At 53.0% G+C, this 21,503-nt stretch carries 24 protein-coding genes and 1 other RNA gene; 13 read left to right on the top strand and 12 right to left on the bottom strand.

The features are described from left to right. The first annotated feature begins 6 nt into the window (after positions 1–6). Together QNH99_RS16610 and QNH99_RS16605 are read left to right on the top strand one after the other, a co-directional pair. Positions 7–330, top strand: a complete 324-nt coding sequence (locus QNH99_RS16610; RefSeq protein ID WP_063878654.1) for a helix-hairpin-helix domain-containing protein — start codon at positions 7–9, stop codon at positions 328–330. Between the two features lie 98 nt (positions 331–428). Beyond that, positions 429–827, top strand: coding sequence for an acyl-CoA thioesterase (locus QNH99_RS16605; protein WP_410516941.1), 399 nt, complete (start codon positions 429–431; stop codon positions 825–827). A 46-nt stretch (positions 828–873) separates the two neighbouring features. On the opposite strand, the gene queC is transcribed toward QNH99_RS16605, so the two are convergent. After that, positions 874–1,569 carry a 7-cyano-7-deazaguanine synthase QueC gene (queC, locus tag QNH99_RS16600; protein ID WP_063878656.1) on the bottom strand — a complete coding sequence of 232 codons (696 nt, stop codon included), beginning with the start codon at positions 1,567–1,569 and terminating at the stop codon, positions 874–876. A gap of 397 nt (positions 1,570–1,966) precedes the next feature. Beyond that, entirely contained in the window at positions 1,967–3,001 is a 1,035-nt protein-coding gene (locus tag QNH99_RS16595) for a PLP-dependent cysteine synthase family protein (protein ID WP_410516940.1), read from the bottom strand. A gap of 117 nt (positions 3,002–3,118) precedes the next feature. Here QNH99_RS16595 and QNH99_RS16590 point away from each other — a divergent pair, with 117 nt between their 5' ends. The 5 genes from QNH99_RS16590 to amtB all read left to right on the top strand — a co-directional run bounded on the left by QNH99_RS16590 (position 3,119) and on the right by amtB (position 9,062). Further along, positions 3,119–3,580, top strand: coding sequence for an Lrp/AsnC family transcriptional regulator (locus QNH99_RS16590; RefSeq protein ID WP_015700832.1), 462 nt, complete (start codon positions 3,119–3,121; stop codon positions 3,578–3,580). A 24-nt stretch (positions 3,581–3,604) separates the two neighbouring features. Further along, a complete protein-coding gene (locus QNH99_RS16585; protein WP_410516939.1) occupies positions 3,605–5,374 on the top strand; it encodes a SmdA family multidrug ABC transporter permease/ATP-binding protein in 1,770 nt (589 codons plus the stop codon). Further along, positions 5,367–7,142 carry a SmdB family multidrug efflux ABC transporter permease/ATP-binding protein gene (locus tag QNH99_RS16580; RefSeq protein WP_145393742.1) on the top strand — a complete coding sequence of 592 codons (1,776 nt, stop codon included), beginning with the start codon at positions 5,367–5,369 and terminating at the stop codon, positions 7,140–7,142. The genes QNH99_RS16585 and QNH99_RS16580 overlap by 8 nt, the downstream gene beginning before the upstream one ends. 257 nt (positions 7,143–7,399) lie before the next feature. Beyond that, a complete protein-coding gene (gene glnK / locus QNH99_RS16575; protein WP_013024898.1) occupies positions 7,400–7,738 on the top strand; it encodes a P-II family nitrogen regulator in 339 nt (112 codons plus the stop codon). 34 nt (positions 7,739–7,772) lie between these two features. Further along, on the top strand, positions 7,773–9,062 hold the full coding sequence (gene amtB, locus QNH99_RS16570; protein ID WP_063878660.1) for an ammonium transporter AmtB: 1,290 nt from the start codon (positions 7,773–7,775) through the stop codon (positions 9,060–9,062). 52 nt (positions 9,063–9,114) lie between these two features. Here amtB and tesB read toward each other — a convergent pair whose 3' ends face one another. Then, the gene (gene tesB, locus QNH99_RS16565; RefSeq protein ID WP_256852932.1) at positions 9,115–9,978 is read right to left on the bottom strand and encodes an acyl-CoA thioesterase II; all 864 of its coding nucleotides are present in this window, start codon (positions 9,976–9,978) and stop codon (positions 9,115–9,117) included. A gap of 191 nt (positions 9,979–10,169) precedes the next feature. On the opposite strand from tesB, the gene QNH99_RS16560 reads away from it, so the two are divergent. Further along, positions 10,170–10,727 carry a YbaY family lipoprotein gene (locus QNH99_RS16560; RefSeq protein WP_063878662.1) on the top strand — a complete coding sequence of 186 codons (558 nt, stop codon included), beginning with the start codon at positions 10,170–10,172 and terminating at the stop codon, positions 10,725–10,727. Between the two features lie 48 nt (positions 10,728–10,775). Here the strand turns inward: QNH99_RS16560 and QNH99_RS16555 are convergent, their stop codons facing one another. Continuing rightward, positions 10,776–11,087 (bottom strand): MGMT family protein, encoded by a 312-nt coding sequence (locus tag QNH99_RS16555; protein ID WP_063878663.1) that lies wholly within the window; start codon positions 11,085–11,087, stop codon positions 10,776–10,778. A gap of 163 nt (positions 11,088–11,250) precedes the next feature. Between QNH99_RS16555 and ffs the strand changes: the two genes are divergently transcribed. Beyond that, an RNA gene (gene ffs, locus QNH99_RS16550) (signal recognition particle sRNA small type) lies at positions 11,251–11,347 on the top strand. Between the two features lie 139 nt (positions 11,348–11,486). Here ffs and QNH99_RS16545 read toward each other — a convergent pair. The 3 genes from QNH99_RS16545 to QNH99_RS16535 all read right to left on the bottom strand — a co-directional run bounded on the left by QNH99_RS16545 (position 11,487) and on the right by QNH99_RS16535 (position 12,604). After that, positions 11,487–11,702: an HHA domain-containing protein gene (locus QNH99_RS16545; RefSeq protein ID WP_063878664.1), complete on the bottom strand. Its 216-nt coding sequence runs from the start codon at positions 11,700–11,702 to the stop codon at positions 11,487–11,489. A gap of 24 nt (positions 11,703–11,726) precedes the next feature. Then, the gene (gene tomB, locus QNH99_RS16540) at positions 11,727–12,104 is read right to left on the bottom strand and encodes an Hha toxicity modulator TomB (RefSeq protein WP_063878665.1); all 378 of its coding nucleotides are present in this window, start codon (positions 12,102–12,104) and stop codon (positions 11,727–11,729) included. 146 nt (positions 12,105–12,250) lie between these two features. Continuing rightward, the gene (locus tag QNH99_RS16535) at positions 12,251–12,604 is read right to left on the bottom strand and encodes a hypothetical protein (RefSeq protein WP_063878666.1); all 354 of its coding nucleotides are present in this window, start codon (positions 12,602–12,604) and stop codon (positions 12,251–12,253) included. A 353-nt stretch (positions 12,605–12,957) separates the two neighbouring features. Here QNH99_RS16535 and QNH99_RS16530 point away from each other — a divergent pair, with 353 nt between their 5' ends. From QNH99_RS16530 to QNH99_RS16520, 3 genes are read left to right on the top strand one after another with little or no spacing between them, the layout of a single operon-like run. Further along, positions 12,958–13,626, top strand: a complete 669-nt coding sequence (locus tag QNH99_RS16530; RefSeq protein ID WP_096011991.1) for a metal ABC transporter ATP-binding protein — start codon at positions 12,958–12,960, stop codon at positions 13,624–13,626. Beyond that, entirely contained in the window at positions 13,623–14,462 is an 840-nt protein-coding gene (locus QNH99_RS16525) for a metal ABC transporter permease (protein WP_063878667.1), read from the top strand. The genes QNH99_RS16530 and QNH99_RS16525 overlap by 4 nt, the downstream gene beginning before the upstream one ends. Before the next feature lie 12 nt (positions 14,463–14,474). Continuing rightward, positions 14,475–15,353, top strand: coding sequence for a metal ABC transporter substrate-binding protein (locus tag QNH99_RS16520; RefSeq protein ID WP_096011990.1), 879 nt, complete (start codon positions 14,475–14,477; stop codon positions 15,351–15,353). Between the two features lie 57 nt (positions 15,354–15,410). On the opposite strand, the gene ykgO is transcribed toward QNH99_RS16520, so the two are convergent. From ykgO to QNH99_RS16500, 4 genes are all read right to left on the bottom strand, one after another. Then, the gene (gene ykgO / locus QNH99_RS16515; RefSeq protein WP_063878669.1) at positions 15,411–15,551 is read right to left on the bottom strand and encodes a type B 50S ribosomal protein L36; all 141 of its coding nucleotides are present in this window, start codon (positions 15,549–15,551) and stop codon (positions 15,411–15,413) included. Between the two features lie 11 nt (positions 15,552–15,562). Next, the gene (locus tag QNH99_RS16510; RefSeq protein ID WP_096012062.1) at positions 15,563–15,817 is read right to left on the bottom strand and encodes a type B 50S ribosomal protein L31; all 255 of its coding nucleotides are present in this window, start codon (positions 15,815–15,817) and stop codon (positions 15,563–15,565) included. Between the two features lie 310 nt (positions 15,818–16,127). Then, positions 16,128–19,280 (bottom strand): multidrug efflux RND transporter permease subunit AcrB, encoded by a 3,153-nt coding sequence (locus QNH99_RS16505; protein WP_096011989.1) that lies wholly within the window; start codon positions 19,278–19,280, stop codon positions 16,128–16,130. A gap of 16 nt (positions 19,281–19,296) precedes the next feature. Beyond that, positions 19,297–20,502, bottom strand: a complete 1,206-nt coding sequence (locus QNH99_RS16500) for an efflux RND transporter periplasmic adaptor subunit (RefSeq protein ID WP_063878671.1) — start codon at positions 20,500–20,502, stop codon at positions 19,297–19,299. Positions 20,503–20,644: 142 nt separating this feature from the next. Here QNH99_RS16500 and acrR point away from each other — a divergent pair, with 142 nt between their 5' ends. After that, positions 20,645–21,283, top strand: a complete 639-nt coding sequence (gene acrR / locus QNH99_RS16495) for a multidrug efflux transporter transcriptional repressor AcrR (RefSeq protein ID WP_109717113.1) — start codon at positions 20,645–20,647, stop codon at positions 21,281–21,283. Here acrR and rsmS read toward each other — a convergent pair. After that, entirely contained in the window at positions 21,280–21,435 is a 156-nt protein-coding gene (gene rsmS / locus QNH99_RS16490) for a pleiotropic regulatory protein RsmS (protein WP_410516938.1), read from the bottom strand. The genes acrR and rsmS overlap by 4 nt on opposite strands. Positions 21,436–21,503 lie beyond the last annotated feature (68 nt).

Raw genomic sequence — 21,503 nt, 5'->3', positions numbered from 1 at the left:
CACAGCATGGCTAAAACCAACTTACAGGCCTTTTATCTTTCCCTCGCTCTGTGTGGCGCACTGTATCAAATGCCACTGTCAGCGGCAGAAACCCCAAGTGAAACGCAGGCCGCTCAGGTTTCCCTGCCGCATCAGGAGCAGGTCAGTATCAACGACGCGACGGCAGAACAGCTCTCGTCGGTGATGAACGGTGTGGGTCTGAAAAAGGCGCAGTCCATCGTCAGCTATCGTGAAGAATACGGCCCGTTCACGGCCATCGATCAACTTAAAGATGTGCCCGGCTTTGGTAATGCTCTGGTCGAGAGAAATGCGTCGCGTCTGAAATTGTGAGGTAAGGCGCAACTCTGATGCTTAACCTGCTGGCCTGGCCGGACTCTGCTAAAGTGAACAGGTCCAACCAGTTAATCTTTAGCAGCAGGAGAACAGGAATGCAGACCACGATAAAAGTGCGCGGTTATCATCTGGATGTCTATCAGCATGTTAATAATGCTCGTTATCTGGAGTTTTTAGAAGAAGCGCGCTGGCAATGGCTGGAGGAAGCAGACGCTTTTAACTGGCTGCTTGAGCAAAAACTGGCCTTTGTGGTGGTTAACATCAACATCAACTATCGTCGCCCGGCGGTGCTGGGCGATGTTCTGGAGATCAGCAGCGAGATGACGCAGCTCAATGGAAAAAGCGGCATTATGTCTCAACGTATTCTTTTAGCCGGAGGGGATACCGTGGTTGCGGATGCGGCACTGACCTTCGTGTGTATCGATCTTCGTTCACAAAAAGCCGTTCCGCTTGAAGGCGAACTGCGGCAGCGGCTGGAAAAATTAATAGCCTGACTGACAGGATCAACGCGGCGGCAATCGTTAGCCGCCGCTCACGTCTTTACTGTAAACCGGTTTTTGCCTTCATGGCTGACATGATGCCGGGACTATCCTGCAGATAAGCCTTCAGACCTTTTGCGCGCAGATGACAGGCGGCACATTCGCCACAGCCGTCACCTTTCACGCCGTTATAGCAGGTGAGCGTCTCTTCACGGATCAGCGTGAGCTGCTGCCAGTAATCGGCCAGCGCCCAGGTTTCGGCCTTATCGAGCCACATCAGCGGGGTTTCAAAACGGATATCGCGCGCCATGCCAAGCGTGACGGCGTGGTTAAGCGCTTTGACAAACTCATCGCGACAGTCGGGATAACCGGAGAAGTCCGTTTCGCAAACGCCGGTGATCACCGCCTCAGCCTCAACCTGATAGGCGTAAACGGAGGCCAGAGTCAGGAACAGAATATTGCGGCCCGGTACAAATGTGCTTGGCAGGCCCGTTGCCTGCGGGTCATAAGCAGGAACCGGGATGTTGTCTCGCGTCAGGCTACTGACGGCCAGCTCATTCAGCATGGTTACATCCAGCACTTTATGCGCCCGGGCACCCAGTTTTAACGCAAGCTCACGCGCTACCTCAATCTCTTCACGGTGACGTTGACCATAATCGAAGGTCACGCAGTGTACTTCATCGTAAAGCTGTAAAGCCTGAACCAGGCAGGTGGTGGAGTCTTGTCCACCGCTAAATACCACAACGGCGCGTTTCATGGCTCGTCCTAATAACAAAAATTGGTGCTTATGGTAATACCTCAGGGCGTTGCTGAACAGCTGCAAGCGGCGGTCACTATCAGGAGAATACCAATGAACGCTGGTTCTCAACGGTTTCCGCAGCGCGGCGGTTCCCGGGTGACGGGAACAGCACGCGCTCAGGTTAGTACCGTGGGGCTGGCGAGAAGCCCAACCGCGTCAGCGGAAAGGGGCAGGTGAGGGCGTTCGTTGACGTCAGCGGAATTGGGCGCTAAACAGATTGAGCCCGGCAGCGTCAACAGGATGGACTCGTCATCGCTGAGCCTGTCAGACAGGACGAGCTGCGAATCCTGGCACCGTGGTTACTCAGGCCGCTGTTATCCAACCCGCATGCCAGAAGACAGGCTTGATCGCCACCTCAGGCCAGCTCATGCTGCCATGGCGCAATCTCGCCAATATGCTGAGCCACCCATTCGGGTTGATAGTAGGTATCAAGATAACGTTCACCACTGTCGCACAGGAGCGTCACCAGCGAGCCTTGCTCATTGTTATCGCGTAAGCGTTTTGCTACCTGCATCATGCCCCAAAAATTCGTGCCGGTAGAGGGGCCCGGTTTACGTCCCAAGAGGGTTTCCAGCTTCAGCATGGCGGCAATTGTCGCGCCATCGGGCACTTTGATCATTTCATCAATCACATCAGGCATAAAGGAGGGTTCAACGCGTGGGCGACCAATACCTTCAATCATGCTGCCGCGATTGCTGGTCAGAGTGGCATCACGATTTTGCCAGTAGTCATAAAAAACCGAATGCTGCGGATCGACCACCAGTAAGCGCGTATCACATCCCTGATAGCGGATATAGCGCCCCAATGTGGCTGACGTACCACCGGTGCCCGCGCTCATAATTAACGTATGAGGAACAGGAAACGGCTCGTTCGCCATCTGGCGGAAAATACTTTCGGCAATATTGTTGTTGCCGCGCCAGTCGGTTGCCCGTTCAGCATAGGTAAACTGATCCATAAAGTGGCCGTTCAGTTCCCGGGCCAGACGCTCGGATTCGGCATAGAGCTGACAGGGATCGCTGACAAAATGGCACTGACCGCCGTAGAAGGTAATTTGCTCAATTTTACGCTTTGCAGTGCTGGCTGGCATCACGGCAATAAAGGGTAAGTCCAACAGGCGAGCAAAATAGGCTTCAGAGACGGCGGTACTGCCAGAAGAGGCTTCAATAACAGGCGTGCCTTGTTTGATCCAACCATTGGCAAGCGCGTAAAGAAACAGGGAACGCGCCAGGCGATGTTTCAGGCTTCCGCTGGGATGCGTACTTTCATCTTTCAGATAGAACCCAATGCCCGGAAAATCCGGCAAACTGAAGCGAATTAAGTGCGTGTCCGCTGAGCGTTGAAAGTCAGCGTTTATTTCGTTAATCGCGTGGCGTATCCAGCATGTTGACATAGGGTTCATTTCCGCTCGGGTGAAAGTCACTATCTTAAGGCACGTGCAGGAAAAAGAGCTTGCAGGTTTTGCGTTAAAATGGCGGTAATGGAGAAAATAATTCTACCGGAGGCCCATATGCCAGATAAAATTGACCTTAAATTGCTGGCTATGTTGCAGCAGGACTGCACTACCTCGCTCCAGGTGCTGGCGGACGCGGTGAATCTCACTACCACGCCCTGCTGGAAGCGCCTGAAAAAGCTGGAAGAAGATGGCATTATTCGCGGGCGGGTTGCACTACTGGACAATGAAAAACTTGGCCTTTCCCTGACGGCGTTTATGTTCGTCAAAACCACCCAGCACAGTAAGGCCTGGTATCAGGAGTTCGTCTCGGTGGTGCAGAGCATGCCGGAAGTGATGGGCTTTTACCGTATGGCCGGTGAGTACGATTATTTACTGCGTATTCAGGTTGCCGACATGAAAAGTTATGATGCCTTTTATAAGCGTTTAGTTAATGGTGTAACAGGCCTGATCGATGTGACCTCCAGCTTTGCGATGGAAGAGATTAAATACACGACAGCCCTGCCTGTTGGCCCTTGAGTACCAGAGATTGAGAGCAGCCTTGTGCGATTATTTAGCCAGTTAAGTTGGTATTTTATTCGTGAGTGGCGACGCTACCTTGGCGCCGTGACCTTACTGATCGTTATTGCCGTACTGCAATTACTGCCGCCCTGGGTCGTGGGCGTGATTGTTGACGGTGTCACCCATCAGAACATGAGCGCCCGCCACATAATGATGTGGATTGGCATTATGTTGCTGACGGCCGTGGTGGTTTATCTGCTGCGCTATGTCTGGCGCGTGCTGTTGTTTGGGGCGTCCTACCAGCTGGCCGTTGAGCTGCGTGAAGATTTTTATCGTCAGCTCAGCCGTCAGCAGCCAGCCTTTTATTTGCGTCACCGTACCGGCGATCTTATTGCCCGCGCCACCAATGATGTCGATCGTGTGGTCTTTGCCGCCGGTGAAGGCGTGCTGACGCTGGTGGATTCCCTGGTGATGGGATGCGTGGTGTTGATTGCCATGAGTACCCAAATCAGCTGGCAGTTGACGCTGGTGTCGCTGATACCCATGCCGTTTATGGCGCTGGTGATTCACCGCTATGGCGAGCAGTTGCATAACCGTTTCAAACTGGCGCAGGCAGCCTTTTCCAGCCTGAACGACCAGACGCAAGAGAGCCTGACCAGCATCCGAATGATCAAGGCGTTTGGCCTGGAGCAGCATCAGTCGGAGCAGTTTGCCGATATTGCTCGCGACACCGGCGAGAAAAACCTGCGTGTTGCGCGGGTAGATGCGCGTTTTGATCCCACCATTTATATCGCGATTGGCTTTGCCAACCTGCTGGCGATTGGCGGCGGAAGCTGGCTGGTGTGGCATGAGCAAATGACGCTCGGGCAGCTCACCAGCTTTGTGATGTATCTTGGTTTGATGATCTGGCCGATGCTGGCGCTGGCATGGATGTTCAACATTGTTGAGCGTGGCAGTGCTGCCTGGAGCCGGATTCGTGCGTTGCTCTCTGAGGCACCGGTGGTTGAAGACGGCGATAAAATGTTGCCCGAGCGGGCAGGAACGCTGCAGGTTGCCATTCGTGAGTTTCGCTATCCCGCCAGTTCGGGCGCGATCCTGAGCCACGTTGAGTTTCAGCTTAAGCCTGGCGATATGCTGGGCCTGTGTGGCCCGACCGGCAGTGGTAAAACCACCTTGCTGAGTTTGATTCAGCGCCACTTCGATATTCAGCAAGGGGATATTCGCTATCATGCGATTCCACTGCCGCAACTGCGTCTGGACAGCTGGCGCAGCCGCCTGGCGGTGGTCAGCCAGACGCCGTTTTTGTTTTCCGACAGCGTGGCCAATAACATCGCGCTGGGCAAGCCCGATGCCCGTCAGGAGGATATCGAGCAGGCGGCAAAAATGGCCTGCGTCCATGACGATATCTTACGCCTGCCGCAAGGGTACGAAACCGAAGTCGGGGAGCGCGGTGTCATGTTGTCGGGCGGCCAAAAGCAGCGTATCTCAATCGCGCGTGCCCTGCTGCTCAATGCCGAGATCCTGGTTCTGGACGATGCGCTGTCGGCGGTTGACGGGCGCACCGAGCATGACATTCTGCATAATCTGCGCCAGTGGGGGAAAGGGAAAACGTTGATCATTAGCGCCCATCGCTTATCTGCACTGACTGAAGCCAGTGAGATTCTGGTGTTACATCAGGGAACCGTAGCGCAACGCGGCGACCATGCCGCCCTGAGCAACAACGCGGGCTGGTATCGGGATATGTACCGCTATCAGCAACTGGAAGCCGCGCTGGATGATGATGAAACTGAAAAAGGAGTGCCACATGACTAAGTCACAACCGATGTGGCCAACACTCAAACGCCTGCTGAGTTACGGTAAACCCTGGCGCAAATCCCTGTCGCTGGCGGTATTAATGCTGTGGGTTGCCGCCGCCGCCGAAGTCACCGGTCCCGTACTGGTGAGTTATTTTATCGATAATCTGGTGGCGAAGCATCACATGCCCTGGGGCATTGTGGCGGGCCTGGTGGTGAGTTTTATTCTGTTGCAACTGCTGGCCGCTGCGCTGCATTACGGCCAGGCGCTGCTGTTTAACCAGGCCGCTATTGGCGTGGTACAGCGTTTACGCACCGATGCCATGGACGCGGCCCTGCGTCAGCCCCTTGCCGCGTTTGATACCCAGCCGGTTGGACAACTGATTTCCCGGGTGACCAACGACACCGAAGTCGTGAGGGATCTGTATGTGACCGTTGTGGCAACCGTTCTGCGCAGTGCGGCACTGGTGGGCGCAATGATGGTGGCCATGTTCAGTCTGGACTGGCGCATGGCGCTGGTGGCCATGTTGATTTTCCCTATGGTGCTTATCGTAATGCTGATTTATCAGCGCTTCAGCACGCCGATAGCCCGGCGCGTTCGCAGCTATCTGGCCGATATCAATAACGGCTTTAACGAAGTGATCAGTGGGATGAGCGTGATACAGCAGTTTCGCCAGCAGGCGCGCTTTGGCGAACGCATGGGTGAGGCCAGCCGCTCTCATTATCTGGCGCGCATGCAAACGCTGCGGCTTGATGGTTTCCTGCTGCGGCCACTCTTAAGCCTGTTTTCGGCACTGGTGCTGTGTGGCTTACTGCTGTTGTTCAGTTTTTCGATGCCGGGTGTTTTCGAAGTCGGCGTACTGTACGCATTTATCACCTATCTGGGACGGCTTAATGAGCCGCTGATCGAACTCACGACGCAGCAGTCCATGTTGCAGCAGGCGGTCGTGGCGGGTGAACGTATTTTTGAACTGATGGATGCACCGCAACAGCATTATGGTGACAGTGACCAGCCGATGACGTCCGGGCGGATTACGCTGAATAACCTCAGTTTTGCCTATCGCGATAATCGCGACGTGCTGAGCAATATTAGTCTGGATGTCCCTTCACGCGGTTTTGTTGCCCTGGTCGGTCATACCGGTAGCGGTAAAAGCACGCTGGCGAACCTGTTAATGGGTTACTACCCGGTGACGCGCGGCGAGGTCAGGCTTGACGATCGCCCGCTGGGCGAGTATTCCCACCACGCGCTACGACGCGATATCGCTATGGTGCAACAGGACCCGGTGGTGCTGGCCGATTCGCTGCTGGCCAATGTGCGTCTGGGCCGGGATATCAGTGAAGACGCGGTGTGGACAGCGTTGGAGCAGGTGCAACTGGCACCGCTGGCCCGCGCCTTGCCCGACGGCATTCACACCCGACTGGGCGAGCAGGGGAATAACCTGTCCGTGGGGCAAAAGCAGTTACTGGCGCTGGCGCGTGTGCTGGTGCAGTTGCCGAAGATTCTGATTCTTGATGAAGCCACTGCCAATATCGACTCCGGTACAGAGCAGGCGATTCAGCACACTCTGCGTACCCTGCGTCAGCATACGACGCTGGTAGTGATCGCTCATCGCCTCTCGACTATCACCGAAGCCGACAACATTCTGGTGCTGCACCGCGGTAACGTGGTGGAGCAGGGCACGCATCAGCAACTCCTGGCATTACAGGGGCGCTATTGGCAAATGTACCAGCTGCAACAGGCAGGTGAGGAGCTGGAACTGGCCGCGCCGTTAGTCAGCGCCGTCTGATTGCACCTTTTTTGCACATATTTTCTCCCTTGATCCGTTTGGATGCACGTCTTTGAGCCTGAGCGCACCAAAGATGTGCATCCGCTTCGCTTATCTGTCCTTCTGACTTTTCCTGTCCACATATTCAGCATTAACTGAGCCTTATTCCGTCGCGGCCTGATAACTGATTTCATCCTTTAATTACATCTGGCACAGGCTTTGCTTAAGTCTCTGCGTGTCCATGAGACTTACTTATTTCAAACCCTTAAGGAGAGGCTATGAAGCTGGTTACCGTCGTAATTAAGCCGTTCAAGCTTGAAGATGTGCGAGAGGCATTATCCTCAATTGGTATTCAGGGACTGACCGTCTCCGAAGTGAAAGGTTTTGGGCGTCAGAAAGGGCACGCCGAACTGTACCGTGGTGCGGAATACAGCGTGAACTTTCTGCCTAAAGTAAAAATTGATATCGCCATTGCCGATGACCAACTGGACGAAGTGGTGGACGTAATCAGTAAATCGGCTTACACCGGAAAAATTGGCGACGGTAAGATTTTCGTTGCTGAACTGCAGCGCGTGATTCGCATACGTACCGGCGAAACCGACGAAGCCGCACTGTAAACAAGACTCAGTAATGTGATGGGATGGAAAAAAAATGAATAAAATGCTGACCAAGTTGGGCCTCACCAGCCTGGCACTGTTACCGTCGCTGGCAATGGCTGCTGCACCTGCCGTTGCAGACAAAGCCGATAACGCCTTTATGATGATTTGCACCGCGCTGGTGCTGTTTATGTCAATTCCTGGGATTGCGCTGTTTTACGGTGGCCTGATCCGCGGTAAAAACGTCCTTTCTATGCTGACCCAGGTGGCTGTGACCTTTTCGCTGGTGTGCGTGCTGTGGGTCATTTATGGCTACTCACTGGCTTTCAGTGAAGGTAACGCCTTCTTTGGTAGCTTTAACTGGGTGATGCTGAAAAACATTGCTCTGACAGCGGTGATGGGCAGCTTTTATCAATATATCCACGTGGCATTCCAGGCCTCGTTTGCCTGTATTACCGTAGGGCTGGTTGTCGGTGCTATTGCTGAACGTATTCGCTTCTCCGCGGTACTGATTTTTGTCCTGGTGTGGCTCACGCTGGCCTATGTGCCTATCGCACATATGGTATGGGCGGGCGGTTTGCTGGCTCAGGATGGCGCACTGGACTTTGCAGGCGGCACGGTGGTGCACATTAACGCTGCGGTTGCAGGCCTGGTCGGTGCTTACCTGGTGGGTAAACGTGCCGGTTTTGGTAAAGAGGCATTTAAACCGCATAACTTGCCGATGGTGTTCACCGGTACGGCGATTCTGTATGTCGGCTGGTTTGGTTTTAACGCAGGGTCGGCGTCTGCCGCTAACGAAATTGCTGCACTGGCCTTCCTGAATACCGTTGTTGCAACTGCGGGTGCCGTGCTGGCATGGACCTTTGGTGAGTGGGCGATGCGCGGCAAACCTTCGCTGTTAGGTGCCTGTTCTGGCTTCATTGCTGGCCTGGTCGCCATCACTCCAGCCTGTGGTTATGTCGGTGTCGGTGGCGCGTTAATTATCGGTTTAGTGGGTGGTCTGGCTGGCATCTGGGGCGTGACAACGCTGAAAAGATGGCTGCGGGTTGACGATCCTTGCGACGTATTCGGTGTTCACGGCGTCTGTGGCATCATCGGTTGTATCCTGACAGGTGTATTCGCGTCTTCCTCGCTGGGCGGCGTAGGTTATGCCCCAGGCGTCACCATGGGTCATCAGGTTTCGATTCAGTTGCTGAGCGTGGGTGTCACGATTGTCTGGTCCGGTGTGGTGGCCTTCATTGGCTTCAAACTGGCGGATATGATTGTGGGTCTGCGTGTACCAGAAGAGCATGAGCGCGAAGGCCTGGACGTCAACAGCCATGGCGAGAACGCTTACAACCAATAAGTTATTTCTACAGCGATACTGATAAAACAAAGGGGCGATTTCGCCCCTTTTGCTATTCGTGACGCTGGCGCATCACCCCTTCCTGCACCGTTGACGCCACCAGCTCGCCTTGCCGGTTATAAAATTCGCCACGTACAAAGCCACGCGCACCTGACGCGGAAGTACTCTCCACGCTATACAGTAGCCAGTCATTGAAGTTCAGCGAACGATGAAACCACATAGAGTGATCTATCGTCGCTACCTGCATATCGGCTTCCAGAAAACCTTTACCATGTGGCTGTAGCGCCACCGGTAAAAAGTTGAGATCGGAGGCATAGCCCAGCAGATACTGATGGATGCGCAAATCGTCTGGCAGCGTTCCGTTGGCCCGAATCCATACCTGACGCTGTGGTTTATCAACATGACCTCTCAGCGGGTTGTGGATCTGCACCGGGCGAATTTCCAGCGGCCGTTCGGCAATAAATTTTTCACGCAGTTTTTCTGGCAGCATATGGGCCATTTTTTGCGCCATCTGCTGTTCATTAGGTAAGTTATCGGGCCCTTTTACCTGCGGCATCGGCTTTTGATGTTCAAACCCGTTCTCCGGTGCCTGGAAGGAGGCCGTCATATAAAAAATCGGCTGGCCGTTTTGAATGGCGCTAACCCGACGGGCGCTAAAGCTTTTACCATCGCGCAGGCTTTCCACATCGTAAATAATGGGCTTCTGGCTGTCGCCAGGGCGGAGAAAATAGCTGTGGAAGGAATGGATAATGCGATCGTCGGGGACAGTCTGTTTGGCCGCAAAGAGTGCCTGTCCCACGACCTGACCACCAAAGACCTGACGCAGTCCCAGATCTTCGCTCTGGCCGCGAAACAGACCTTCTTCGATTTTTTCCAGATGGATTAAAGTAAGCAAATTTTCGAGTGCCTGACTCATGGCGCTTTCCTGATTATCAGTATTTACCTCAGTGTGAAAGATCCGACCAGTTTCCGTCAATCAGACTTTCTGTCTTTCATCGAACCAGGCAAACTTCTGATTTTGTGCCAACATTAAGGCATACGGCGAGTGAAACGCTGTAATGAAGATTCACTGCTAAAAATCATTTTGATCAAAAGGAGACGACATCAATGAAATTCTGGCATGTGTTAAGTGGCGTAGCGATGGCAATGGCTCTCGCAGGTTGTGCACACAAAGGCAAACCGGTGCCAACCCCGACGTTGGGTTCGGCGGTTGCAGGACAAACAGCAACGATTGCTCAGCCTAACGTCAGTGGATCGGTCTATATCCGCCAGCGTATCGCGCTTCCGCCGAATGCGGCGCTGACTGTGACGCTGTCCGATGCGTCGGTGTCTGACGCACCGTCAAAAGTGCTGGCACAGCGCGTCGTACGTACGGATGGGAAACAGGCACCGTTCCACTTTGTGCTGCCTTTCAACCCAGCGGATATTCAGCCAAATGCACGTATCCTGTTGAGCGCCGCGATTACCGTTGACGGCAAAATGGCCTTTATCACTGAAGAGGTTAAACCGGTCATTAATCAGGGCGGAACGAAAGCCGATCTGGTGTTAGTGCCGGTACCATCAATGGCGATGGCGACACAACCTGGTGCAGCGACCAGCGTGCCGTCCACCTCACCGACTCAGGTTACCCCGTCAGCCGCCGTGCCTGCGCCGACGACCATGTAATGCCTTAGGGCGATATGTTCAGGGCGACCTCGTTGTCGCCCTGATGCATTAAAACCGCCAGCGATATTTTTCTAAATCAATCTCACCGCCGTCACTCACTTCAACGCCTTCTGCTTCCAGCGCGTCTCGCTGACGGAATAAACGGTCACCCTGCAACGAAATCGTGCCATGACGGTTAATCACCCGATGCCAGGGAAGCGTGCTGCCCTCGGGTAAGCGACTGAGTACGCCACCGACCTGACGTGCTGCTCTGGGCGAGCCGGCCAACAATGCGACGTCACCATAGGTGGTGACTTTACCGGGTGGAATCGCGGCGACAATTTGCCAGATTCGCTGTTTGAAGCTGTCAGTGCTGTCCATCGGCTTACCCTGCCCAAAAAAAGACGATGATTTTATCACAATGCAGGTTAATTATCGGCGATCGTACAAGAAACCAACGGTCATCCCCACCAGGCTTGCAATTGCCGGGGGCTTCCCCGATAATGCCTCCGCTCTCGAAATGAGGGCTAGTCAATGGAGGCCCTGTTGGTTCTCCCGCAATGCTAGCTTGTGAACTCGGTCAGGTCCGGAAGGAAGCAGCCGCAGCAGGTGACGTGTGTGCCGGGATGTAGCTGGCAGGGCCTCCACCATTTCATCTCTGTCACATCCCTTTCTTCAGATGATAAACAGCCGAAGCTCGCCTGGGCCGTTCCATTGCCGGCAGGCGAGTTATGCAGATACTGGCTGGTGAAATCAGATTAAACGTAAAGAAAAAATAACTTAGCGTACAAATTTCCAGACTGAGACCGGTACTTTGTCATAAAGCTTGTTCATCGTCAGTTCCGCCAGACGATGGTCGGCTGCTGAGTAGAATACTGCTAATTCGTCATCGGGTAATTCGTACTTATTTTTTTCAATCACTCTTTCCAGCGTGTCAATTGAACGACAGCGCCTCAGTCGCATCAAATAATCAGTTTTAGTTAGGGTTTTGTTCATAAATAAACCGTTCTCACGTCAGTACTATAATGAATGGCTTGGCTGTTGAAGAAAAGCGCACTCTTCAGTAAACAGATTAAATAAACGTTTCGCTGAGCGTTGCCAGCGCTGAAGGTCCTGAGTATTTACACTATAGTTACTGAACAGCATAAAGGTATCATCAAGATATTCATCGATTTGGGTAATCAGTGCTTCGTCTTCAACATGCTTAATTTTGTAATTCATGGTGAAAGAGGCGATATGCTCAATCAGATCGTTTAGCTGTAAATTGCTTTCGGCAGTAGGATCATTAACCCAGCCATGATGACTGTCAGTTAATGTCGCCATGCTTGCGTCAAACAAACTCTCACACAAGTATTTAAGCTGGGCAATATCATGCCGTTTCGGTGAGTATTCGTCCATCTTTTTCCCCTCCGTAGCAAGCAAAGTTACCGCAATGCGGCAAGATTAGGTGAAGTGGCAAAGAAGTGGTTGTCGGGTTTGTAAATAACGGGCTGAGTTAAGAATAGTGTAAAATCATTAGTTCTGCTCACCTCCATTACTAAATATTACAATTCATCGCCAGGTGAGGGGCGCTGATTCTCGATCGGCTCAAACACAAGCGCAGCAGGGCTGATATGAAAGCTGACTTGTTCATTCTGCGTAATGGTTTCATTTAAATCCAGGCAGGGATTAAATACATTCCACTGAAAATCGTAAAGTAACTTAAATCTATTCGACCCCGTCATCTCAACAGCAATAACTTTTAAACTGTCTGGCACTAACATGGCATTAGCTGAATACCATTGTAAATCGCCAACCAGAGAATCTGTTATTTTGAGAATATTCCGCCCAATAATTGTGGCTAATTTTGCGCAATCCGTTTCATCCTGCGCGACATTGCATTCAATTCTTACTGACATGGCCTGCTCATAAATAACGCCTGTAAACCCATCATTGATGTTCTTCTGGCGGTTTGCAAGTAGCAGTGCGCCTGTAATAAGAGATTAGTAGTGCCAGTTTTAAGCAAGTGATTGATTCGTTACTGCTTATCAAACGTGGCTTTACAGGCAATTTGTGCGCTGATTTATTTTTTGAAACACATTGCTGTGCCTCTGGCACCACAACATCGGATATCATGGTTGTTATGTTATAACATTTTTCCTGGTGCAGTGATGAATCAAAGTGGGCTGTTAATGTCACTCGGTGGGCGGTTAGTCGTAGCACTCATGTTAATCGCTGTTCTGGCAATAGCGATGTGGTGGGGAATGCAGCCGTGATAGCGTTCAGAAATTTGCAGGTGGGCTATCAGGGGCAATCGGTGACGCCCGTTGTGACGACGGAGCTGGCTCAGGGCAGCATGACCGCTCTGATGGGGGCTAACGGGAGCGGAAAATCCACGCTGATTAAAACCATTGCCGGCTTATTGCCGCCGGTGAAAGGACAGTGTGAGCTGCATGTCCCACGTCGCGAAGTCGGGTGGCTACCTCAGCGCAGCGAGCTGGAAACACGTTTCCCGCTCACCGTCTATGAACTGGTTTCGATAGGCTGCTGGCCGCGCTGTGGATGGTTTGGTGGTATCAACCGGGCATTACGCAAAGAGATCAGCGACGCGCTGGATGCGGTGCAGATGAGCGACTATGCCGATGCTCAACCCTCCACCTTATCTGGTGGGCAGCTGCAGCGCGTGCTGTTTGCCCGGCTCATGCTGCAACGCAGTCGCCTGTGGTTGCTTGATGAACCCTTTAACGGCATTGACAGCAAGACGGTGACGTTGCTGATGTCTATTTTGCAGCAGCAGCAGCAGGCCGGTACCACGCTCATGGTGGTGCTGCATGACCATCCCCTGGTGGAGCGCTACTTCACGGATGTTCTGTCTATGGATGATGGTTCTCATCGACGTAGCATGGTCGACACCGCTCCGTTACGGAGCGTCGCGCCGTGACAATTATTCAACCTTTCATTGAGTTCAGCTTTATGCGACGGGCGCTGGTGGCCTGTGTCGCGCTGGCGTTCAGTGCCACGCCGCTGGGCGTTTTCCTGTCTCTGCGCCGGATGAGCTTAATCGGGGATGCTTTATCCCATGCCGTGCTGCCCGGTGCCGCCATCGGCTATTTAATCTCGGGTTTATCCCTGGTGGCGATGGGCGTTGGCGGACTGATTGCAGGCCTGGCGGTGGCGCTGCTGTCGGGGGCCGTCAGTCGTTATACGCCGCTTAAAGAAGATGCCAGCTTTGCCGGATTTTACCTCGGCTCGCTGGCGCTGGGCGTCACGCTGGTTTCACTGCGTGGCTCCAGCGTCGATCTGCTGCACGTTCTGTTTGGATCGCTGCTGGCGGTGGATAATCCTGCCCTGGCGGTGGTCGGCGGCATCGCCGCGTTTACGCTGCTGATGCTGGCCGTCATCTACCGTCCTCTGGTCATTGATGCATTCGATTCAGATTTTCTGCGCGCGCAGGGCAAATGGAGTGCGCCGCTGGTGCACGGTATTTTCCTGACGCTGGTGGTGCTTAACCTGGTCGCGGGTTTTCAGGTGCTGGGCACATTGATGTCGGTCGGGCTGATGATGTTGCCCGCCGCCAGCGCACGCTTCTGGAGTCGTCACCTCGTCGTCATGCTGGGTTCAGCCATGTTGATGGCCGTGCTGTCTGCGTTCGCGGGGCTGGTACTTTCCTGGCACTTTTCACTGCCGGCAGGCCCGGCGGTGGTATTGAGTGCCGCGATGCTGTTTTTTCTCTCCATCTTAACAGGGCCGTGCGGTGGCATTCTGCGCCGCCATTAATCAGAGGTAGCTATGAAGATATTACCCATTAGTCTGGCAATCGGGGCGTTAGTCATTAGTCCATTATCAATGGCAAAAACGGTAGATGCGGTAGCCAGTTTTACCGTGCTGGCCGATATCGTGAAACAAATTGGGGGCGATCACGTTCACGTAAAAAGCCTGGTAGGGCCGAATGGTGATCCCCACACGTTTGAACCCACGCCACAAGACAGCGAAGCACTGGCAAAAGCCGACGTTGTCTTTGTCAGTGGTTTGGGGCTGGAAGGCTGGATGAATCGTCTGGTGAGTGCGTCGGGCTATAAAGGGCAACCTGTGGTGGCCTCAACGGGCATTGAAACACGGACGATGGAAGAGGATGGCAAAACCATCACCGATCCCCATGCGTGGAACAGCATGTACAACGGCACGATTTATGCCAAAAACGTGATGGATGCGTTGATTAAGGCTGACCCGCAGGATGCTGATGATATCCGTAAGCGCGGCGAAAATTATATTCAGCAGCTACAGAAACTGGACAGCTGGGCCAAAACGTCTTTCGCGGCAATTCCACAACAAAAACGTAAAGTGCTGACCAGTCATGATGCTTTTGGGTACTTCGGGCAACGCTATGGCGTTACCTTCCTGGCACCTGTCGGTTTCTCAACGGAAGCGGAAGCCAGCGCCAGCGATGTGGCCAGCCTGATCACCCAGCTTAAGCAGCAACATATTAAAACCTACTTTATGGAAAACCAGACCGATCCTCGCCTTGTAAAACAGATTGCCAGCGCCACCGGTGCTAAACCTGGGGGTGAGCTGTATCCTGAAGCGCTGTCAACGGCTTCCGGCCCTGCGCCCACCTATGAAGCGGCTTTTAAACACAATGTTGAGGTCATGCTCAAAAGCATGCACTGAGCATAAAAAAAGCCGGAATGGCGGGTGAGCGACATTCCGGCTAAGGTTCACGACACATCAACGTTTTTTCTTTCTTCCCTGCACGGCTTTAAAGCGCGGATTCGTTTTGCAGATGACATAGATGCGGCCTTTACGGCGTACCACTTTACAATCCCGATGCCGGTTCTTGGCGGAACGCAGCGAACTCAATACCTGCATGATGTCCTCTCTTATCGACGGCCCAGAAAACGGCCGAAGCGCTGGTTAAAGCGCGCGGTACTGCCTTCTTTAGCAAAGTCTTTCTGTTTACCGGTATAAAACACATGGGATGCCGACGAGACGTCAAGTGTAATGTAAGGCAGGGTTTCGCCTTCAAACTCAACGGTGCGGTCAGTCTTAATGGTTGAACCGATTTTGAAATACACGTCAGCAGAGGTGTCATGGAACACCACGGCACGATACGAGGGATGAATACCTGCTTTCATAATTGCCACCAATGTAATGTTATAATATAACAATATTATGCGCTGCACCTGATCCGAATGCAACCCTCGAAAAACCAGGGGCAAACAGCGTCGAGGCAGGGAGAAAACCGCATGCAGGTTACAAGCCAACGCAAGCAAACCGAAAAGCGTAAAGGCAGGTTGATACCGGCGATGTTCCGACGAAGGTCAGAGGCGCAAGCTAAAGCACGTGAAGGCTGGCAGAGATCAATCTGTGGCAAGGGAAGTCAGCGTGGCGGTAAACAGTGAAGGGATTAAAAAAGGCCGCTGACGCGGCCTTTATGTTTACAGATTAGTGCGTGTGGTTATCGACAGGATGATCCTTTTCGATGTCCGCTTTGTTCTTACCGAAGCGACGGCGTACCACAACAAAGAACACCGGTACAAAGAAGATAGCCAGCGCGGTAGCGGTAACCATACCGCCCATTACGCCGGTACCGACCGCATTCTGCGCACCTGAACCTGCACCGGTGCTGATGGCCAGAGGCAGTACGCCAAGAATAAAGGCCAGCGAGGTCATCAGGATAGGACGCAGACGCATACGACAGGCTTCAAGCGTCGCTTCCACCAGACCTTTACCTTCTTTCTCCATCAGATCCTTCGCGAATTCCACGATCAGAATGGCGTTCTTCGCCGAGAGGCCAACGGTTGTCAGTAACCCCACGACAAAGTAAACGTCATTACTCAGGCCACGTAAGGTGGTGAAGAGTAACGCACCGACCACGCCAAGCGGCACGACCAGCATGACGGAGAACGGAATTGACCAGCTCTCATAGAGTGCGGCAAGACACAGGAATACCACAATCAGCGAAATGGCATACAGAGCCGGTGCCTGGTTGCCTGACAGACGTTCCTGATAGGACATTCCCGTCCAGTCATAACCGATGCCCGTTGGCAGCTTAGAGGCCAGCTCTTCCATCATGTTCATGGCTTCACCTGAACTCTTGCCCGGTGTAGGCTGACCCAGAATTTCCATGGCTGGCAAACCGTTATAGCGTTCCAGACGCGGTGAACCATACTGCCAGTGAGCGGAGGAGAAGGCGGAGAAGGGCACCATCTCGCCGTTGCTGTTACGAACGAACCACTTATTAATGTCGTCCGGCAGCATACGTGCGTCGGCTTTACCCATCACGTAGACCTTCTTCACACGACCACGGTCAATAAAGTCATTGACGTAAGAGCCGCCCCAGGACGCGCCGAGCGTGGTGTTAATGTCACTGAGTGACACGCCCAATGCCTGCGCTTTCTCCTGGTCAATATCCAGTTTGAACTGCGGGGTATCTTCCAGACCATTTGGACGGACACCGACCAACGTATCCGGATGCTGGGCAATCATGCCTAACAGCTGGTTACGCGCCTGCGTCAGTTTTTCATGACCAAGGTTTGCCTGATCGATTAGCTCAAAGTCAAAGCCCGTGGCGTTACCTAATTCAATAATCGCTGGCAGGTTAAACGCAAACACCATACCGTCTTTGATTTGGCCCAGAGCCTGCATGGCACGTCCCTGGATAGCCGGAACTTTCATGTTGCTGCTGGTACGCTCATCCCAGGGCTTCAGGCTGACAAAGGCGATACCGGTGTTCTGTCCACGACCCGCAAAACCAAACCCGGCAACGGTAAAGACCGATTTCACCGAGTCCTTTTCTTTTGTCAGGAAGTAGTCAGAAACCTGATCCAGTACCTTCTGCGTACGTTCCTGGGTTGCACCCGCAGGGAGCTGTGCCTGAGCCAGTAACAGGCCCTGATCCTCTTCCGGCAGGAAGGAGGAGGGCAGGCGCAGGAACAGAAACGCCATTCCCACCACAATCAGCAGGTAAAGCAGCAGATAACGACCGGTGCCGCGAACGATATGGCCCACGCTATCGACATAGTGATGCGTGCTCTTGTCGAATAGACGGTTAAACCAACCAAAGAAACCGGTGGTTTTACCATGGTCGCCTTTTTTCACCGGTTTGAGCATGGTGGCGCACAGTGCCGGCGTCAGAATCAATGCGACCAGCACCGACAGCGCCATCGCGGACACAATGGTGATAGAGAACTGACGGTAAATGACACCGGTTGAGCCACCAAAGAAGGCCATCGGAATAAATACCGCTGACAGCACCAGGGCAATACCGACCAGCGCGCCCTGAATTTGTCCCATCGACCGCTTCGTGGCCTCTTTGGGCGGTAGCCCTTCCTCCACCATGACGCGCTCGACGTTCTCGACCACCACGATGGCATCATCCACCAGCAAGCCGATGGCAAGCACCATCCCGAACATCGTCAGGGTGTTTATCGAGTAGCCAAAGGCGCTGATAATCGCAAAGGTACCCAGCAATACAACAGGGACGGCGATTGTCGGAATCAGTGTGGCACGGAAGTTTTGCAGGAACAGATACATCACCAGGAACACTAACAGAATGGCTTCCATCAGCGTCTTCACCACTTCGAAAATAGAGATTTTTACGAAAGGTGTGGTGTCATAAGGATAAACAACCTTCATGCCTGCCGGGAACGTGGGCTGCAGTTTTGCCAGCTCCGCCTTCACCGCATCTGCCGTATTAAGGGCATTCGCGCCGGTGGCCAGTTTGATACCAATACCGGAAGCCGGTTTGCCATTATAACGCGCGATGATCTCGTAGTTTTCACCCCCCAGTTCAATCTGCGCCACATCGCGCAGGCGAACCTGAGAACCATCACTGTTCACTTTCAGCAGAATGTTGCCGAACTCTTTGGTGGAGGTCAGACGGGTTTGCGCAATGATGGAGGCGTTTAACTGCTGTCCCGGTACTGGTGGCGTGCCGCCTAACTGACCGGCAGCCACCTGGGCATTCTGAGTTTTCAGCGCATTAATAACGTCAACAGGGGTTAACTGGTAGTTATTAAGCTTGTTGGGGTCCATCCAGATACGCATCGCATACTGCGCACCAAATACCTGAGTATCACCTACGCCAGGCGTACGGCTGATAGGATCTTTGATATTGGAGGCCACATAGTCAGAAATATCGTTCTGCGTCATGCTGCCGTCATCGCTGATAAAACCGGCGACCATCAGGAAGCTACTGGAGGATTTTTTAACCTGAATCCCCTGTTGTTGCACTTCCTGAGGCAGCAACGGCATGGCCAGCTGCAGTTTGTTCTGCACCTGGACCTGGGCGATATCTGCATCGGTACCTGACTCAAACGAAATCGTCAGTGTCAGTGCACCTGATGAGTCACTGCTTGATGACATATACATCAGGCCATCAATACCATTCATATTTTGTTCGATGACCTGCGTCACCGAGTCTTGCAGCGTTTTGGCGTCAGCACCGGGGTAGTTGGCCTGAATCTCAATTGCCGGTGGCGCAACATTGGGATATTGCTCAATCGGTAATTTGAGAATCGATAACGCGCCCGCTAGCATCACGATAATAGCAAGGACCCACGCAAAGATGGGGCGATCGATAAAGAACTTAGCCATGTATCAACGGCTCCTGTTATGACGATGTTTTAGCAGACTGCGCTTTGGACGGATCACCGCTCGCGGCTTTGGCATCATCTGTGGCTTCTTTAGGCGTAACCTGTGCACCCGGTTTCGCGCGCTGCAGACCGGTAAAGATCACGCGCTCGCCCGCTTTAAGCCCTTCGGTCACCAGCCATTTGTCCCCAATAGCCTGGGCAGCTTTGATCTTACGCGCTTCAACCTTGTTATCCGCACCCACGACCATCACGGACGCATCCCCCGTTGGCGTGCGGCTAACCGCCTGCTGTGGCACTAACAAGGCATTCGGATTGGTGCCTTCATCCAGACGGGCACGCACAAACATGCCTGGCAGGAGTGATTTGTCAGGATTCGGGAAAATGGCGCGCAGGGTAATTGAGCCAGTGGTTTGATCAACGGTGACGTCAGAAAACTCCAGCGTACCGGGCTGAGAATAGTCCTTGCCGTTTTGCATCAGCAGGGTGACCTTCGCTTTACCGTCGTTCTGCTTGAGCTGACCCGATTCCAGTTCCGAGCGTAACCGCAGGAAATCTTCACTGGACTGGGTAACATCGACATACATCGGATCAAGCTGCTGTACGGTCGCCAGCGCCGTAGTCTGTCCACTTTGCACCAGCGCGCCCTCTGTAACGGAAGACTTACCGATACGGCCGCTGATTGGCGAGGTCACTTTGGTGTAAGCAAGATTGATGCGTGCTGTTTCCACATTGGCTTTGGCTGACTGAACCGCAGCATTGTTCTGCGCGGCGGTAGCGACAGCCGTATCGTAATCCTGCTGGCTGATATATTTAGTGCCAAGCAGCGGCTTGTAGCGATTCACCGTAAGCTGAGCAATGCGCGCATTCGCTTCTGCCTTGGCTAAATCGGCTTTTGCACTGTCATAGGACGCCTGATAGGTTGCGGGATCGATCTGATACAGCGATTCACCGGCTTTAATCTCACCGCCTTCAATAAAGTTACGCTTCAGAATAATACCGGAAACCTGCGGGCGGACTTCAGCGATGCGATAAGCAGACGTGCGGCCAGGCAGTTCAGTAGAAATGTTTAACGGTTCGCTTTTAACCGTAACAACACCCACTTCTGGCGGCTGTTGCTGTTGAGCGGCCTGGTCGGATTTATTTCCGTCACATCCTGTTAACACAAAGCTGCCTGATAGCATCAGGACGGCCGCCAGAGGCGTTAACCCTCTGAATTTAGTCATAAATAAACCTCTAGAGTCCGATATCAAATGATCAATGGATCACAAAGCCAGGAACCCATTGCTGCGTAAGAGTGTAGGTCGTGCTATGGTACATACATTCACAAATGTATGTAAACTTACTCGATTGTAAAAAAAGTCCCCTATGGCACGAAAAACCAAAGCGCAAGCACTTGAAACCCGGCATCAAATTCTTGACGCTGCACTTGCCCTGTTTTCAAAAGAGGGGGTTTCAGCCACTTCCCTGGCGGATATCGCATCCGCAGCCAGCGTAACCCGGGGAGCAATCTACTGGCATTTCAAAAACAAAGCCGACCTGTTGAACGAAATATGGCTTCGCAGTGATGCAGGGCTGGATGACGTGAAACTTGAGTATCAAACAAAATACCCCGGTGATCCACTCTCCATTTTGCGGGCGATGCTCGTGTATATTTTCCAGGCGACCGCCCGAGATCCACAGCGCCGGGCGTTGATGGAAATCATCTTCCACAAATGCGAGTTTGTGGGTGAAATGGCGGCGGTAAAAAGCATTCAGCAAAGCCTGTTACTGGAGCGTTACAATGAGATTGAAGATGTTCTGCGCCAGTGCATTGATGCCGGACAACTCCCAGAAACTTTCCAGACACGTCAGGCTGCATTGATTATGCGCAGCTATGTGAATGGCATGATGGAGAGCTGGCTGTTTACGCCCGATAAATTTGATCTGGTTGCCGATGCGCCTGAGCTGGTTGATGCGCTGATTGATATGCTGCGCTTAAGTCCGACGCTGGCAAAAAAAGCTTAATCTTTACGCTGCGCCTCACGCTTCCTTTCATAATCGCGCTGAACAATGGCTAATGCCGACAGCACGGTTTCTACAGAGAGCTGATTCTCTTCAAAAAGCTGAATCAAATCCACTGCCAGCTTGACCTCTTCAGGTGCCGTATCCAGGGACATCTTTCCTCCAGAGCAGTTGTATCATGGGCCAGATAAGCGTGCCATCTGGGAATACCGTCCAGCAAAGA

This window comes from Pantoea allii (genome assembly GCF_046529425.1).
GTDB classification, from domain to species: domain Bacteria; phylum Pseudomonadota; class Gammaproteobacteria; order Enterobacterales; family Enterobacteriaceae; genus Pantoea; species Pantoea allii.
Note: the sequence above shows the minus strand (reverse complement) of the source record. Positions and strands in the feature narration are given on the sequence as shown.

What these genes read in the sequence shown, in the direction of transcription:
- QNH99_RS16595 (WP_410516940.1), bottom strand. Translation starts at nt 3,001, where the DNA reads ATGTCAACATGCTGGATACGCCACGCGATTAACGAAATAAACGCTGAC.
- tesB (WP_256852932.1), bottom strand. Translation starts at nt 9,978, where the DNA reads ATGAGTCAGGCACTCGAAAATTTGCTTACTTTAATCCATCTGGAAAAA.
- QNH99_RS16520 (WP_096011990.1), top strand. Translation starts at nt 14,475, where the DNA reads ATGAAGATATTACCCATTAGTCTGGCAATCGGGGCGTTAGTCATTAGT.
- ykgO (WP_063878669.1), bottom strand. Translation starts at nt 15,551, where the DNA reads ATGCAGGTATTGAGTTCGCTGCGTTCCGCCAAGAACCGGCATCGGGAT.
- QNH99_RS16590 (WP_015700832.1), top strand. Translation starts at nt 3,119, where the DNA reads ATGCCAGATAAAATTGACCTTAAATTGCTGGCTATGTTGCAGCAGGAC.
- QNH99_RS16535 (WP_063878666.1), bottom strand. Translation starts at nt 12,604, where the DNA reads ATGTCAGTAAGAATTGAATGCAATGTCGCGCAGGATGAAACGGATTGC.
- QNH99_RS16500 (WP_063878671.1), bottom strand. Translation starts at nt 20,502, where the DNA reads ATGACTAAATTCAGAGGGTTAACGCCTCTGGCGGCCGTCCTGATGCTA.
- QNH99_RS16555 (WP_063878663.1), bottom strand. Translation starts at nt 11,087, where the DNA reads ATGGACAGCACTGACAGCTTCAAACAGCGAATCTGGCAAATTGTCGCC.
- QNH99_RS16605 (WP_410516941.1), top strand. Translation starts at nt 429, where the DNA reads ATGCAGACCACGATAAAAGTGCGCGGTTATCATCTGGATGTCTATCAG.
- glnK (WP_013024898.1), top strand. Translation starts at nt 7,400, where the DNA reads ATGAAGCTGGTTACCGTCGTAATTAAGCCGTTCAAGCTTGAAGATGTG.
- acrR (WP_109717113.1), top strand. Translation starts at nt 20,645, where the DNA reads ATGGCACGAAAAACCAAAGCGCAAGCACTTGAAACCCGGCATCAAATT.
- QNH99_RS16560 (WP_063878662.1), top strand. Translation starts at nt 10,170, where the DNA reads ATGAAATTCTGGCATGTGTTAAGTGGCGTAGCGATGGCAATGGCTCTC.
- tomB (WP_063878665.1), bottom strand. Translation starts at nt 12,104, where the DNA reads ATGGACGAATACTCACCGAAACGGCATGATATTGCCCAGCTTAAATAC.
- rsmS (WP_410516938.1), bottom strand. Translation starts at nt 21,435, where the DNA reads ATGTCCCTGGATACGGCACCTGAAGAGGTCAAGCTGGCAGTGGATTTG.
- QNH99_RS16505 (WP_096011989.1), bottom strand. Translation starts at nt 19,280, where the DNA reads ATGGCTAAGTTCTTTATCGATCGCCCCATCTTTGCGTGGGTCCTTGCT.
- QNH99_RS16545 (WP_063878664.1), bottom strand. Translation starts at nt 11,702, where the DNA reads ATGAACAAAACCCTAACTAAAACTGATTATTTGATGCGACTGAGGCGC.
- QNH99_RS16510 (WP_096012062.1), bottom strand. Translation starts at nt 15,817, where the DNA reads ATGAAAGCAGGTATTCATCCCTCGTATCGTGCCGTGGTGTTCCATGAC.
- QNH99_RS16580 (WP_145393742.1), top strand. Translation starts at nt 5,367, where the DNA reads ATGACTAAGTCACAACCGATGTGGCCAACACTCAAACGCCTGCTGAGT.
- amtB (WP_063878660.1), top strand. Translation starts at nt 7,773, where the DNA reads ATGAATAAAATGCTGACCAAGTTGGGCCTCACCAGCCTGGCACTGTTA.
- QNH99_RS16610 (WP_063878654.1), top strand. Translation starts at nt 7, where the DNA reads ATGGCTAAAACCAACTTACAGGCCTTTTATCTTTCCCTCGCTCTGTGT.
- queC (WP_063878656.1), bottom strand. Translation starts at nt 1,569, where the DNA reads ATGAAACGCGCCGTTGTGGTATTTAGCGGTGGACAAGACTCCACCACC.